This is a genomic window from Kitasatospora sp. NPDC051702, from assembly GCF_040681575.1.
In the GTDB taxonomy this organism is placed as follows: Bacteria; Actinomycetota; Actinomycetes; order Streptomycetales; family Streptomycetaceae; genus Kitasatospora.
On the sequence record NZ_JBFAZB010000058.1, the window covers coordinates 1 to 13,930 of the forward strand.

10 protein-coding genes and 1 tRNA gene are annotated in these 13,930 nt (G+C 73.6%); 5 read left to right on the top strand and 6 right to left on the bottom strand.

Annotation, left to right across the window (positions count from 1 at the left end; translation table 11 throughout):
- Positions 1-104: 104 nt before the first annotated feature.
- Complete coding sequence (locus AB0N04_RS33665) at positions 105-1,322, bottom strand: DUF2637 domain-containing protein (RefSeq protein WP_360222634.1); 1,218 nt, start codon at positions 1,320-1,322, stop codon at positions 105-107.
- A 347-nt stretch (positions 1,323-1,669) separates the two neighbouring features.
- Between AB0N04_RS33665 and AB0N04_RS33670 the strand changes: the two genes are divergently transcribed.
- Positions 1,670-2,419 (top strand): Tellurium resistance, encoded by a 750-nt coding sequence (locus AB0N04_RS33670; RefSeq protein WP_360222637.1) that lies wholly within the window; start codon positions 1,670-1,672, stop codon positions 2,417-2,419.
- Positions 2,420-2,569: 150 nt separating this feature from the next.
- Here the strand turns inward: AB0N04_RS33670 and AB0N04_RS33675 are convergent, their stop codons facing one another.
- Positions 2,570-3,808, bottom strand: coding sequence for a TerD family protein (locus AB0N04_RS33675; protein WP_360222640.1), 1,239 nt, complete (start codon positions 3,806-3,808; stop codon positions 2,570-2,572).
- A 372-nt stretch (positions 3,809-4,180) separates the two neighbouring features.
- On the opposite strand from AB0N04_RS33675, the gene AB0N04_RS33680 reads away from it, so the two are divergent.
- The 3 genes from AB0N04_RS33680 (at position 4,181) to AB0N04_RS33690 (ending at position 9,121) form a co-directional block, all read left to right on the top strand.
- Complete coding sequence (locus AB0N04_RS33680; protein ID WP_360222643.1) at positions 4,181-5,377, top strand: HpcH/HpaI aldolase/citrate lyase family protein; 1,197 nt, start codon at positions 4,181-4,183, stop codon at positions 5,375-5,377.
- 295 nt (positions 5,378-5,672) lie between these two features.
- Positions 5,673-8,267, top strand: coding sequence for a phosphoribosyltransferase (locus tag AB0N04_RS33685; RefSeq protein ID WP_360222646.1), 2,595 nt, complete (start codon positions 5,673-5,675; stop codon positions 8,265-8,267).
- Positions 8,267-9,121, top strand: coding sequence for an HAD family hydrolase (locus tag AB0N04_RS33690; RefSeq protein ID WP_360222649.1), 855 nt, complete (start codon positions 8,267-8,269; stop codon positions 9,119-9,121). Before AB0N04_RS33685 ends, AB0N04_RS33690 begins: the two co-directional genes overlap by 1 nt.
- Positions 9,122-9,179: 58 nt before the next feature.
- On the opposite strand, the gene AB0N04_RS33695 is transcribed toward AB0N04_RS33690, so the two are convergent.
- Together AB0N04_RS33695 and AB0N04_RS33700 are read right to left on the bottom strand one after the other, a co-directional pair.
- Positions 9,180-9,401 carry a zinc ribbon domain-containing protein gene (locus AB0N04_RS33695; protein ID WP_360222652.1) on the bottom strand — a complete coding sequence of 74 codons (222 nt, stop codon included), beginning with the start codon at positions 9,399-9,401 and terminating at the stop codon, positions 9,180-9,182.
- A gap of 191 nt (positions 9,402-9,592) precedes the next feature.
- Complete coding sequence (locus AB0N04_RS33700) at positions 9,593-10,960, bottom strand: hypothetical protein (protein WP_360222655.1); 1,368 nt, start codon at positions 10,958-10,960, stop codon at positions 9,593-9,595.
- Positions 10,961-11,126: 166 nt separating this feature from the next.
- On the opposite strand from AB0N04_RS33700, the gene AB0N04_RS33705 reads away from it, so the two are divergent.
- Positions 11,127-11,201, top strand: a tRNA-Val gene (locus AB0N04_RS33705).
- 62 nt (positions 11,202-11,263) lie between these two features.
- Here the strand turns inward: AB0N04_RS33705 and AB0N04_RS33710 are convergent.
- Both AB0N04_RS33710 and AB0N04_RS33715 read right to left on the bottom strand, forming a co-directional pair.
- Positions 11,264-12,517, bottom strand: a complete 1,254-nt coding sequence (locus AB0N04_RS33710; protein WP_360222658.1) for a restriction endonuclease — start codon at positions 12,515-12,517, stop codon at positions 11,264-11,266.
- 192 nt (positions 12,518-12,709) lie between these two features.
- Complete coding sequence (locus AB0N04_RS33715; RefSeq protein ID WP_360222661.1) at positions 12,710-13,294, bottom strand: NERD domain-containing protein; 585 nt, start codon at positions 13,292-13,294, stop codon at positions 12,710-12,712.
- Between the last annotated feature and the right edge of the window lie 636 nt (positions 13,295-13,930).

Consider the following 13,930-nt stretch of genomic DNA (forward strand, 5'->3'; position numbering starts at 1 on the left):
GCGGCCGAGCGCCTGTGCCTGCTGCTGGCCGTGCAGCGACAGGGGGATGTCGGCCCCGGGACTCCCGGGGGCGGCCTTCGCGCGTGCGGTGTGGTGCGTGGTCCTCAGCCGAGCTGCTGCTCGATGGCGCGCAGCTTGCGCTCCAGCGAGTCCAGCTTCGGCATCGAGAGGGTGTCGTCGTCCGCCGTCAGGTCGACGGTCGAGCCGCGCTGGGACGAGCCCTTCTCGGTGCCCGAGGAGTACGACGAGCCCGAGGAGTAGGAACCCGAGTCGTAGGACGAACCCGACTCGTAGGACGAGGAGGACGAGTAGGACGACGACGAGGAGTAGGACGAGGAGGAGTAGGACGAGCCGACGGCGGCACGCGGGCGGCGGCCGGCGTCCAGGGCGCCCGAGGGGGTCGACTCGAGCGCCGCGGAGGCGGACTGGCGCGGGGAGGCGGTGTCCGACTCGGCCGCTAGGGCAGGCTCCGTAGCGGTCGGGCCGTCTCCGGCCGCCGTCAGCGCCGGCACCTGGCGGCCGCCGCGGGCCCGGGTCAGCATGCCGCCCTGGCGGGAGATGGCCTTCAGCTCGGCCCGCTCGCGACGGTCGGCGGTGCGGGCGCGGGCCTTGGCGTCCAGCTTCGCCTGACGCTCCTCGCGCACCTCCTCGACCGCCTCGTCCAGGCTGCGGACGTTCTCCAGCAGCATCAGCGACCAGGCCGCGTAGGTCTCGCGCGGGGCGCGCAGCCAGCGGACGATCCGGATCTGCGGCAGCGGGCGCGGCACGAGGCCCTGCTCGCGCAGCGCGGCCTTGCGGGTCTGCTTCAGCGCCCGGTCGAACAGGATGGCCGCCGAGATCGACATGCCGGAGAAGAACTGCGGGGCACCGTCGTGCGACACGCCGCGCGGGGCGTGCACCCAGTTGAACCAGGCCGAGGCGATCGCGAACACCCAGACCAGCAGGCGCGAACCGAGCGCGGCGTCACCGTGGCTGGCCTCGCGCACCGCGAGCACCGAGCAGAACATCGCGGCGCCGTCCAGGCCGAACGGGACGAGGTACTCCCAGCCGTTGGAGAGCCCCAGGTTCTCCTTGCCGAATCCGACCAGGCCGTGGAAGGAGAGCGCGGCCGCGACGCCGGCGCAGCAGAACAGCAGCGTGTAGGAGGAGATGCCGTAGATCATCTCCTTGCGCCGCCGCCGCTCCTCACTGCGCTCCCAGGAGTCGCCGGCCTCCTCCTTCTTCGTGTTCTTGAAACGCAGCGTCGCCACCAGCACGGCGACGAACAGCAGGGCTGCGCCTCCGACGACGGTCCAGACCAGCTGTATGGAGGTCAGGTTCATTGCGGGTCGGGCCTCGGGTTTCCGCAGGGGACGGGTTCACGGAGCGACACAGGCGGCCAGCTCCCTTGGTGCCTGGGCCGCCTGACGGATCGTTCGTCGCCGCACGGCGTGCCCACCGCGCCCGCGCAGGACGGGACGGGACACCTGTGCGGCTAGACGATATCGCGTCCGAGGGGGCCGCATGTTACGGGAGGGCGGCTTCCCCGGCCAATCGGCCCGAGGGTGAGCGCCGGGCGGCGCTTTGGGGTAGGGGAAAGGACGGTTCGGGTATCCGGCGGCCGGGCTGATGCCCGATCATGGAACGGCGCCCCGTCAGAACGCCTGACGGGACAGGGGGAGAGGACGGGATGGTCTCGATCTGGGAGTACCTGCGCGGGGAGCGCAACTACACCTTCGACAACCCCGGCGGTCAGCACAAGGTCATACTCACCAAGTCGACCCCGCAGCACGCGATCACCGGGTCCGCGGCCACCACCGGATACCTCTACGTCAACCTGCACTGGACCACCCGCTCCGGAGCCGTCCGCCCGAGCGGCGGCGAGCGGATCAAACGCTTCTTCAGCCCGCGCATCCTCAGCCCGCTGGAGCCGGACACAACCCAGAACGAGCAGGTCAACGTTGACCTCGACCTGGCCTGCATGTACGAACTGTCCGACGGCAGCAGCGGGGTGGTGCAGCCGCTCGGCGGCTACTTCGGCGACCTCCGGCAGCCGCCGTACATCAAGCTCAGCGGCGACGACCAGTACGGGGCGCCCTCCGGCGAGACGATGTACGTCAACCTGGAGAAGAAGGACAAGTTCAAGCGGCTGCTGATCTTCGTCTACATCTACGACGGGACGCCGGCCTTCGAGCAGTCGCACGCGGTGGTGACGATCGTGCCGCAGACCGGGCCGCGGATCGAGATCAAGCTGGACGAGCGGGCCCGGGCGGCGCGCTCCTGCGCGGTGGTGCTGATCGAGAACGCCGGGGACAACCAGCTGACGGTGCGCCGGGAGGTGCGGTACGTCAACGGCTTCCAGGCGGACATCGACCGGCTGTACGGGTTCGGGATGCAGTGGCAGCGCGGCTACAAGGGCGAGTCGGGCGGCGCGGAGTAGTCCGGCGGACCGGGGCGGCCCGGCGGTGCCCCGCTGCCGGGCCCGGACCGGGGGGCGGGCCGGGGGCCGGGGCCGGCCGGCGGATCCCGCCGGACGAGCCCCGTGCGGCCGTGTGGTCCGCGCGGCCGTGTGGTGAGTGAGGCGGTCCGGTCAGCGCGGCTGGAACTGCGGGCCCTGTGGCGGCAGGGCGAAGTCCTCGCCGGCGGCGGGCTGGCCCTGGCCCTGGGCCTGGGCCGGCGGCTGAGCCGGGGGCTGGGCGTGCTGTTGCTGGTGCGGGTACCCGTACCCCGTGCCCTGCTGCGGCGGGGCGGGCTGCTGCTGCGGGTATCCGTAGCCCGTGCCGGCCTGCGGCGGGTACTGCTGGGGGGTGGGCTGCGGATACCCGTAGCCGGTGCCCTGCGGGGGCGGGGCGGAGTGCTGCTGCGGATAGCCGTAGCCGGCGCCGGACGGGGCCTGCGGCGGCTGGGGGTAGCCGTAGCCGGTGCCGGGCTGGTGGCCCGGAGGCGCGGGCGGAGGCGTCGGCGGTGCCGTCGGCATGGCCGGTGGCGCGGTCGGCGGCGGAGTCACGGTCGGCGGGGCGGTGGGCGGCGGCGGGGTCGGCGCCTGGCCCGCGGCGGCGGTGGTCTGCGGACGGCCCTGGGCCTGACCCTGGCCCTGGGGCGGGGTCGAGGGCTGCGGGACGGCCGGGGCCAGGGTGAAGGTGCCGGGCTCGGGCCGGGCGGCCGGACGCGGGTCGGGCAGCGGCGTGCTGCGCGGGTCGAGGGCGGCGGTGGGTGTGGCGGTCGAGGCGGGCGCGGTCGTGGGGGCCCCCGTGGGCGCCCCGGAGGCGGCGCCCTCCGCCTCGTCGTCCACCGTGATGCCGAAGTCGGTGGCCAGGCCGATCAGCCCGGAGGTGTAGCCCTGGCCGATCGCCCGGAACTTCCAGGCCCCGGCCCGGCGGTACAGTTCGCCCGCGACCAGGGCGGTGACGTTCTCCCCGTCGCTGATGTCGAACTGGGCGAGCGCCGTCCCGCCGTCACCGCTCGCGGCGTCGAAGAGCAGCAGGCGCAGCCCCGGCACCGCCCGGAACGGGCCGCCCTCGGAGGAGCCCGCCAGCACCACCCGGTCCACGTCGGCGGGCAGCTTGGCCAGCTCGACCTCGACCGTGTCGATGATCTCGGCGCCGCCGGAGGTCTGCTGCTTGGGCAGGTGGCGGACCAGGCCGGACGGGTGCCGGGGCTGGTTGTAGAAGACGAAGTCGGCATCCGAACGGACCTTGCCGTCGGCTCCGAGCAGCAGCGCGGACGCGTCCACGTCCGGCGCACCGGGCGTGGCGCTCCAGCGCAGCACGGCGCGGACCGCCGCCGCCGGCAGTGCGATGTTGGCGCCCTTGGCCATCACGTGCGTCATAGCGGACCATCCTGCCCGTTCGCCACCCCTTCGGACAACGTGACCGGGGTTGCCGGACTCACGTCGGACTTTGCCAAGACTTGCGCTTGCCGGGGGTTTGCCGGGACTTCACCCGCGATCGATGAAGTGGACGGAGATGTTCCGAGAGTTCAGTGACCCGGAACCGCGGACGGCCGGATCCCGTCCGTACGATGGGCGGTCGAAGGGCCCCCGGGGGGTCCGGCGGAGGGGGATCCGCCGGTGCGCACCCGGGAACCACGGCGCCCGGCGAGCCGGTCGACCCCCGTGCCGTCCGGCCCGAACCCGGTGCCGCGCCGCGCCGCCGCACGCCCCGGCAACGGGCCGGAGCCCGTCCATCCTGAGGAGAGCACCTTGCGCCATTTCGGCCACCTCGCCGACGACGTACGCGGCCGGCTCTTCCTGGAGGAACCCAGGCCGTTCACCGCCCGGAGCGAGCCCGCGGTCCTCGCGACCGCCCTCGGCGGCACCCTCTACTGCCCCGCCACCCGGCCCGCCCTGGCCGCGGACGTCCGCAAACAGGCTGCTCGCGGGGTGGTCTCGATGGTGCTCTGCCTGGAGGACGCCATCGCCGACCACGAGGTGGACGCCGGGGAGCGCAACCTGGTCGAGCAGTTGAACGATCTGGTCACGGACTTCACCGACTGCACACATGGCCACCCCCTGCTCTTCATCAGAGTTCGGGCCGCCTCCCAGATCCCGGACCTCGCCCGCCGGCTCGGGCCGGCCGTCGACCTGCTCAGCGGCTTCGTCCTGCCGAAGTTCACCACCGAGAGTGGCGGCGCCTACCTGACCGCCCTGGCCGAGGCCGAGGCCGCCACCGGGCGCCGGCTGTTCGCCATGCCCGTGCTCGAATCGCCCGAACTCGCCCACCTGGAGACCCGCCGCGGGCAGCTGTTCGGCATCGCGGAGCTGCTCGCCGCCCACCGGGAGCGGGTGCTCGCCGTCCGCCTGGGCGTGACCGACCTCTGCTCCGCGTACGGCCTGCGCCGCTCGCCCGACCTCACCGCGTACGACGTCGCGCTGGTCGCCGCCGTGATCGGCGACGTCGTCAACGTGCTCGGCCGGGCCGACGGCACGGGGTACACCGTCACCGGCCCGGTCTGGGAGTACTTCCCGGTCCAGGAGCGGATGTTCAAACCGCAACTGCGCCGCACGCCCTTCGCCGAGGCCTCCGGCACCGACCACGCCTCCGGCGAGGAGGTCCGGCGGCGGATCATCGAGCACGACCTGGACGGGCTGATCAGGGAGGTCGAACTCGACCGGGCCAACGGCCTGCTCGGCAAGACCTGCATCCACCCCAGCCACGTCCCCGCGGTGCACGCACTCTCCGTGGTCACGCACGAGGAGTACTGCGACGCCCGGGACATCCTCCGGCAGGAGCAGGACGGCGGCGGGGTACTGCGCTCGGCGTACACCAACAAGATGAACGAGGCCCGGCCGCACCGCGCCTGGGCGGAACGGGTACTGCTGCGGGCGGAGGTGTTCGGAGTGGCCCGGGAGGACGTGAGCTTCGCGGAACTGCTGTCGGCCTGCCTGTGTGGGGGCTGAGGCGGGCGGCGCCCCGCGGCCGTGGGCGTCCGCCCGCGGGGCGAGGGCCGCGCGGCGAGGGCCGCGGGGCGCTCGACCGCTGATCCGAATGACCCGTTCGCTCCGGACAGCCCGATTGGTCCGGACAGCCCGATTGGCCCGGACCGCCCGATTGACCCGGACGACCTGATTGATCCGGATGAGCTGTTCGATCCGTAGGACCTACCAGGTCCGCAAGGCCTGGCAGGTCCGAGTGGCCCACCAGGTCCGTACGACCCACAGATCCGCAACCGCACCACCGAAGGCAGGACCAGCAGTGACAGCACAGCAGACGTGGACCGGTCAGTGGGTCGCCGACCGGGCTGGCATCGGCCTGACCGGATCCGACCGCCTCCCCGAACTGGTGGGCCTCGCCCTGCGCGAGAACCGCAAGCGCGCCCACCTGCTGGTCTCCACCGTGCTCGGCAAGCACGTCCCGCAGCGGCCCTCGGTCGTCCACCGCTCCGGACTCGAACTCGGTGCCCGGGTCCGCGAACTGCTCGGCGCCGAGGCGGCCGCGCGAGCCGTCGTCCTCGGCTACGCGGAGACCGCCACCGGCCTCGGCCACAGCGTCGCCGACGGCCTCGACGCCCCCTACCTGCACTCCACCCGCCGCCCGGTACCCGGCACGGCGCCGCTCGGCGGCTTCGAGGAGGAGCACTCGCACGCCACCTCGCACCTGCTCCTCCCCGACGACCCCGGCCTGCTCGCCGGAGACGGCCCGCTGGTGCTGGTCGACGACGAGTTCTCCACCGGGCAGACCGTCCTCAACACGATCCGCGCCCTGCACGCCCGCCACCCGCGCGACCACTACGTCGTCGTCGCCCTGGTCGACCTCCGCTCGGCCGAGGACCGGCACCGGCTCGACGGCACCGCCGCCGAACTCGGCGCACGGCTCGACCTGGTGGCCACCGCCAGCGGCGCCGTCCGGCTCCCCGCCGACATCCTGGACCGCGCCGAGCGGCTGATCGCCGAGGTCGGCCCGGCCCCGGCCGCCCCGCCGGCACCCCGGCCGGCCCCGCTGGTCCGGGCCGCCCTGGACTGGCCCGCCGGACTCCCGGACGGCGGCCGGCACGGCTTCACCGCCCGGCACCGCGCCCGGCTCGACGCCGCCCTGCCCCGGTTGGCCGAGCAGCTGGCCGCGGCACTGCCCACGACGGCGGAGCGCGTCCTCGTCCTCGGCTTCGAGGAGCTGATGTACGCGCCGCTGCGCCTCGCCGACGCCCTCGCCGACCGGCTCGGCGGCGACCGCGTCCGCTACTCCACCACCACCCGCTCACCGGTCCTCGCGGTCGACGACCCCGGCTACGCCATCCGCACCCGGCTCGCCTTCCCCGCCCACGACGACCCGCAGGACGGGGCCTCCCGGGAGCGCTACGCCTACAACGTCGCCCCCGGCGCCGACCCGACCCGCCGCTTCGACGCCGTCGTGCTGGTCGTCGACGACGTCGCCGACACGCCCGCGCTGCACGAGGGCGAGCACGCCCTGATCGGGCAGCTGCGGCAGGTCACCGACCGGGTGGTGCTGGCGGTGCTGCCCTCCCACCGGCCGTCTGCGGCGGGGCCGGCGTCCTCCTCGGTTCAGGGTGGCCCGACGGTTCCGGGCGCGGCGTCCGGCCTGGTCGCGGCGTCCGTGCCGGCTGTGGCGCCCGGCCCGGCTGTCCCGTCCGCGCCGGCTGCGGCGTCCGGCCCGGCTGCCCCGCCGGTCCCGTCGTCGCCCGTGGTGCTGCCGACGCCCCTCCGAGGGCCGGCGTTCTCCTCCTACCGCCCCGACGAGGTCGCCTGGCTGCTCAAGGACCTCTCCGACGTGCCGCTCGAAGCCCCCACCGAAGAGCGGGAGGAGGCCGTCCAGAACGGCGGCGCCCACTACGCCGAGTCGCTGCCGGTCGAGTACCAGCCCAGCCCCGAGTACCAGGAGCTGTTCCACCAGGCGCTGCGCAGCTCCGCCCGCCGGATCGCGCTCGCCGTCGGCACCGTCGCCGAGACCCTGCTGCGCGAACGCGGCCCCGGCCTGGTGCTGGCCTCGCTGGCCCGGGCCGGCACGCCCGTCGGCATCCTGATCCGCCGCTGGCTCGCCTTCGCCCACGGCGTCGACACCCCGCACTACGCCGTCTCGATCGTCCGCGGCCGCGGCATCGACCCGGTCGCGCTGCGCTACCTCGACGCCCACCACCCGGCCGGCGACGTGGTGTTCGTCGACGGCTGGACCGGCAAGGGCGCGATCACCCGCGAACTCGCCGAGGCCCTCGCCGGGACCGGCTTCGACCCGGACCTCGCCGTCCTCGCCGACCCCGGCCGCTGCGTGCGCACCCACGGCACCCGGGACGACTTCCTGATCCCGTCCGCCTGCCTCAACTCCACCGTCTCCGGGCTGATCTCGCGCACCGTCCTGCGGCCCGGCCTGATCGGACCGGACGACTTCCACGGCGCCAAGCACTACGCCGAACTCGGCACCGCCGACGTCTCCGCCGCCTTCCTGGACACCGTGGCCGACCACTTCGCCGCCGTCCGCGCCGAAGCCGTCGCCGCGGCCGACCGGCTCGCCGTCGACCCCGACCGCGCACCCGACTGGGCCGGCTGGGCCGCCGTCGAGCGGATCAGCGGCGAGTACGGCATCGACAACGTCAACCTGGTGAAGCCCGGCGTCGGCGAGACCACCCGGGTCCTGCTGCGCCGCGTCCCCTGGCGCGTGCTCGCCCGGCGCGGTGCCGGCGCCGACCTCGACCACGTCCGGCTGCTCGCCGCCCAGCGCGGCGTCGAGGTCGAGGAGGTCGACGGCCTGCCCTACACCTGCGTCGGCCTCATCCACCCCCGCTACAGTCGAGGCGCGACCGGAGCCTCCGGTAGGGCCGTTCTGACGAAGGAGTCCTGATGCACACCGACGTCGCGACCGAGGTGCTGGTGGCCAGCGACCTCGACCGGACGCTGATCTACTCCAACCGGGCCCTCGCCCTGGACGTGCCAGACCGGCTCGCCCCGCGGCTGCTCTCCGTCGAGGTGCACGACGGCAAGGCGCTCTCCTTCATGACGGAGCAGGCCGCCGCGCTGCTCGTCGACCTCGCCCGCGAGGCCTGCCTCGTCCCCGCCACCACCCGCACCCTCACCCAGTACGAGCGGATCAACCTGCCCGGCCCGACGCCCGGTTGGGTCCCCGCCTACGCGATCTGCAGCAACGGCGGGCAGCTGCTCGTCGACGGCGTGCCCGACCAGGACTGGCGCGCCGAGATCACCGGGCGCCTCGCCGCCGGCTCCGCCCCGCTCGACGAGGTCGTCCGCCACCTCGCGCTGACTGCGGCCCCGGAGTGGACCCACAAGCGCCGCGCCGCCGACGGGCTCTTCGCCTACCTGGTCGTCGAACGCGCCGAACTGCCCGCGGGCTGGGTCGACGAGCTGACCGGCTGGTGCGCCGAACGCGGCTGGACGGTCTCCCTCCAGGGGCGGAAGGTGTACGCCGTCCCGGCGCCGCTCACCAAGAGCGCCGCCCTCGCCGAAGCCGTCCGGCGCACCGGTGCGACCACCGTCCTCGCCGCCGGCGACTCACTGCTCGATGCGGACCTGCTGCTCGCCGCCGACGTCGCCTGGCGGCCCGGGCACGGCGAACTCGCCGACTCCGGCTGGACCGCCCCCGGCGTCACCGCCCTCGACGAGGTGGGGGTGGCGGCGGGGGAGGAGATCGTCCGGCGCTTCCTCACCCGGGTCCGCGGCGGCGTCCCGGTGGCGGGCTGAGCGCTCGGGCCGGGAGATCGGGGGCCGGGGGTGGTGGTGAACGGGAGGGCTTCGGGTCCTAGCCGCAGCACCCCCCGCCGCAGCAGCCCCCGCCACCACCGGAAGGGGCCTGCTGCGGGGCCCCGCCGGAAGCGGCGCCCGTGACGGCGACGGTGGACAGCAGCTTCGCGGTGTCCTCGTGGCCCTGCGGGCAGACGGCGGGGTCGTTGGCCTGCGCCATCGGGCGACGGAGCTCGAAGGTGGCGCCGCAGGAGCGGCAGCGGAAGTCGTAGCGTGGCATACCCGCAGGGTACCCAGGGGCGGGCCCGTTGTCCGAGCCCTGCGCGGGAGCGGCCCGGCCGCTCCTCTTCCGCCCGGGTTCCCCCTCCGGGTCTTGCCCCTGCCGCCTCGCCGTGCCGTCCTGCCGTGCCGTCCTGCCCGTGCTGCCTTGTCCTACCGCCTTGCCGTGCCGCCTTGCCGTACCGCCTTGTCCTACCGGTGACCGCCGAGATCGCCGCGGATCAGGTCGATCACCCGGGCAGCGGTCTCCCGCACGCCCGCCAGCTCCGTCAGGAAGTGCCAGTAGTCGGGATGCCGGCCGGCCGCCTCCAGCACGGCCACCGCCCGGTCCAGCCGCGCCACCGCCTTGTCCAGCGGCGCCGCGTGCCGCGGGTCCGGCGCGCTGCGGCCCGCCATCGCCAGCCGTTGCGCGTCACGCAGCGCGAAGCGGGCCCGCTCGACCTCGCGGCTCGGATCGTGCTGCACCTCGTTCAACTGCCGCAGCCGGTCGTTCACCGCGACCACCGAACCGTCCGCCGTGTCCAGCAGCGCGCGCACCGTACCGATCGCGCCCGTCGCGTCCGCCCAGCGCTGCTCGTCCCGCGCCCGCGCGGCCTCCGCCAGCTTGCGCTCCGCCGCCCGGCCGGTCTCCGCGACCTGGTCCGGCACCCGCTGCAGGTCCTGCCAGCAGGCCGTGCTGAACCGACGGCGCAACTCGCTCAGCGCCGGCTGGACCGTCTCCGCCTTCGTCTCCAGCGCCTGGATCCGGGTCCGCAGGCTGGCCACCCGCCGGTCGATCTCCCTGGCCCGCTCCGGCAACTGCCCGGCATCCGCCGCGATCGCCTCCGCGCGCTGCTTCACCCCGTCCGCGCGACGCAGCGTCTCCGCCACCCCGTGCCGGGCCGGGCCCTCGTTCAGCCGCCCCAACTCCGGGGCCAGTTCGGCCAGCCGGGCCGCCAGGTCGTCCGCCCGCAGGCCGGCCCCGCGCGCCGCGTCCAGCGCGTTGCTCGCCTCCAGCAGGGACCGCTTCGCCTGCTCGACCGCCGGGGCGACCCGCATCAACTGCTGCTCGGCCCGATCGACGGCCGGCTGCAGCCGCTGCAGGAAGTCGTTCAGCTCCGCCCGGGCCGACCCGAGCTGCCCCTTCACGTCCTCCAGCTGCCGCCGGGCCCGCGCCGCGGCACCGGCGTCCAGCGCCTCGTCGTCCAGGTTGTACGCGTCCAGGGCGCCCAGGTAGTTCACGGTGACCTGGTCCACCCGGCCGGAGATCGCCTCCAGGTCGGCCAGCGCCCGCCGGGTCGTCGCCTCGTCCTCACCCGCCCGGACCGTCTCCACCGCCAGCTGCACCTCGCGCTGCGTCGAGTCCAGCTCGTAGAACGCCTCCTGCGCGGCGTCCCGGGCCGCCTTGGCCTCCGCCCGCACACCGTCCCCACCGCGCCGGCCCCACCAGCCACCGCTCCCGGCCGAGGCCAACCCCACCGCACCCAGCGCACCCGCCAGCACCACCGGCAACACCAGCGCGTCGGCCAGCGCACTTCCCGCCCGACGCCGCCCCCGCCCGCTCCCGCCGGCCACCGTCACTGCGCGCTCCCTGCTCCGACCCTCTGATCCACCCCCATTCTTCCCGATCGCCCCACCCCACCGGCACCCCCCACCACCCGTCCCACCCCCCGACCACCCCGCACCACACCACCCCCCGGAACCAGGTACCCTAGGCACTCGTCGTGCGCCCACCAGCCCACGACGGGGGCGCGTAGCTCAGCGGTAGAGCGCTGCTCTTACAAAGCAGATGTCGGCGGTTCGAAACCGTCCGCGCCCACCAGTGCGAAGGGCCAGTTCGGAGGCAGGATCCTCCCGAACTGGCCCTTGATCGTTTGTGGGGTTCTATTCGTCCCTGGTTGGCTGGGCGCTAGGTGCCGGCGCGGGGAAGAGTTGGGTTAGCCAGGACTCGACGGCGGCCCTGGACGTGTGGCCGTGCTGGCGGAGGAGGTCGACGATGTCGCGGCCGCAGATCAGGACCACGGGGTGTTGGTCGTCGCGGATCTCCTCCTGCATCTGTCGGTTGAAGAACGACGTCGTGACGAGGACCCCGAAGTTCCGGTGCCTGAGCCGGGAGATCAGCCGACTGCCTTCCTTGACCCCGACCGATTGGTTCGGAGACTTGCACTTGGCTTCGAGTGCGAAGTCGATGGCGATCCGGTCCGCGGGTGGGCCCAGGTGGTACCGGCCGATGGCGTCCCGGCCGCCGTCGCGGCTCCGGCGGGTGACCTCGACCTGCCCGGTCGCCGGCGCGAGCAGGCGCCAGAGCTCCACGGCGCACGGCTCGAAGTCGTGTTCCCGGCCGCGGAAGTGCTCCCGGACGGCCGCCAAGATCTCCTGGGACTCCGGGTCGGACGGTAGTTGCTCGGCCTGACTGCGGATCACGGTCGTCGCGGGAGCGGTGAGTGCCGTGTAGGAACGGGTCTCGACCCAGGTCTGCCAGACCTCTGGACATCCGCCTTCCAGAACGTCACCGCCGTCCAGCACGTGCTGGATCCAGGCGCGCGGGATCACGGCCTGGTCGAGCACGGTGAAGCGCGCCCGGTAGTTCTGGAAGCGTCGGCCGCTGGTGGTGCGCCAGATCGCGGCCAGTTCGTCGTCTGAGGTCAGGGCCGGGCCGCCGGGTGCGAGAAGCCCGCGGAAACGGACGCCGCGGCCGGTGGGGCCGTCCTTCTCGAAGAGCAGGAACGGCGGTATGCGGCGGCGGGCGTCAGGACCCTCGTGGGAGGCGGCGAAGACGTCGCGCAGCAGCAGGTTCCCGCGGCGGGGAGTGCTGTGCATCTCGTGGCCGGGGGTCCGGTTGTCACCGAAGTAGGTGAAGCCGCCGGTCTGCGTGTCGAGAGCATCCGGCCAGTCGGGCTGCCGCCCGGTCGTGTAGAGGACCGTCAGCCGGACGGAACGTTCCTTCGGTGAGCCGGCAGGCCGGAAGCCGCCCCGGTTGCCGACACCTGGAACGAGTCTGCTGATCGGGTCGTCCGAGCTGTTGCCTCTCGTACCGCCGGGGTAGAGCGCATCGAGGTGGAGGTCGACCCCGGACAAGTCCGCGAAGGCGGCGGCAGGCTGTTCGGTCCGGGGTGAGGGTATGGCGGAGGCGGGCACGCGGTCGGGCTCCGTTCTGCTGCGCTTGCAGTACGCATGTGCGAATCGGAGTGTCTCGCGAGCGTGATCACCCGGGGCCACCGGGGGTCGCTACCGGTGGCGGGCGAGGAGGAGTGCCGTGTGCACGTTGGGCGCCATTGATCGTCGCGGTGGTGTTCCGTTGCCATCCCGGGGCGCCGCTGGCTTGCTGACTCAACCGGAGCGGCGACCGTACTGAGCCCAGACGCTTCGGCGGCGCGCGACGTCGAAGACAGTCGCCACGCGGTGCGGTTCGAGCAGGGGAGGTCGGGAGCCGAGGGTTCCTGCTATCCGGCGGCCGTCCAGTACGTCGACGTCGGGCCTCCCCTTGTGCGTCAGCGTCCGGGCGCCCACGATGGCGATCACCGGGTGCACCGGAACGGCGAGGCCGCACCAGCGGTGCAGGAGTTCGGCCGTCCTGCTGGCTTCGAGGCTGGACTTCTCGATGTACGGGTAGCTGTTGCGGTTGACCGTGATCCGTTTGTCGCCGACCCAGACCGAGGCGTCCGGGTGGTGCTTGGTGTTCACCGTGAACACCCCGGGTGGCCCGATCACCACGTGGTCGATGTCCGCACCGCTCGGCAGCGGGACGGCGTGCAACACGTACCAGCCGTGCGCTCTCAGCCCGTCCAGGAGGCCGCCGACCAGCTCCTCCCCGTCCAGTCCCTTGCTCAGCTCGGAGCGGGTGAGGTCGTCCCCGGAGAGCTTGGCCGCTACGCGCACAAGCCACTTCCGCTTGCTCTCGTCGGCTCGGATCATCCCCTTGACGCCTTGCCCGGGACGGTTCGAGGCGAGGTCATCTGCAGCCGTGAACGGTGGTAGGGCGGGGAGCGTCGCCGGCGGCGGTGGCACGGGCGGTGCAAAGGCTGGTGGTGCGGGCACGGGCTGTGCAACGACGGTTGGTGTGGGCACGGGTGGCGCGGAGACGGGCGGTGCGGGCACGAGTGGTGTGGGCACGAGTGGTGCCGCAGGCCGAGCTGCTGCGTGCCGCGATCCATCAGCAGCCGAGCGAGGCGCCGAGAGCTTGTGGACGACGCTGAGCGGCGGGATCGACCGGCCGCATGTCCGAATCCATTCCCTGATCCGATCGAGCGCTGATGATTCATGGGCGGCATCGGTGACCGTGACCACGCCCGTCAGGCAGTCCAGCCAGGCGACAGCCTGACCGCGGGGACCAGGCAGGTTGACGTACAGCCGATCCTTGCCCGCTCGCCGCCACGGGTTGACCGTCAGTTCCGCCACCATGCCCCCTTCGCCCTGACCTTGGTTCGAGATCAGCATGCAGGGGCGGATCCTGGCAAGGAGACGATCAGCCAAGCCGCGTCTGCAAGTTGACGGCGGCCGGCCGCTCTGCGCGGCCGGCCTCGGTCGTGTTCGGTCCCCCGGAAGGGGATT

Bases quoted from the DNA above. Each gene is read 5' to 3' on its own strand.
- AB0N04_RS33665 (WP_360222634.1), bottom strand. From the start codon at position 1,322: ATGAACCTGACCTCCATACAGCTGGTCTGGACCGTCGTCGGAGGCGCA.
- AB0N04_RS33670 (WP_360222637.1), top strand. From the start codon at position 1,670: ATGGTCTCGATCTGGGAGTACCTGCGCGGGGAGCGCAACTACACCTTC.
- AB0N04_RS33675 (WP_360222640.1), bottom strand. From the start codon at position 3,808: ATGACGCACGTGATGGCCAAGGGCGCCAACATCGCACTGCCGGCGGCG.
- AB0N04_RS33690 (WP_360222649.1), top strand. From the start codon at position 8,267: ATGCACACCGACGTCGCGACCGAGGTGCTGGTGGCCAGCGACCTCGAC.
- AB0N04_RS33695 (WP_360222652.1), bottom strand. From the start codon at position 9,401: ATGCCACGCTACGACTTCCGCTGCCGCTCCTGCGGCGCCACCTTCGAG.
- AB0N04_RS33715 (WP_360222661.1), bottom strand. From the start codon at position 13,294: ATGATCCGAGCCGACGAGAGCAAGCGGAAGTGGCTTGTGCGCGTAGCG.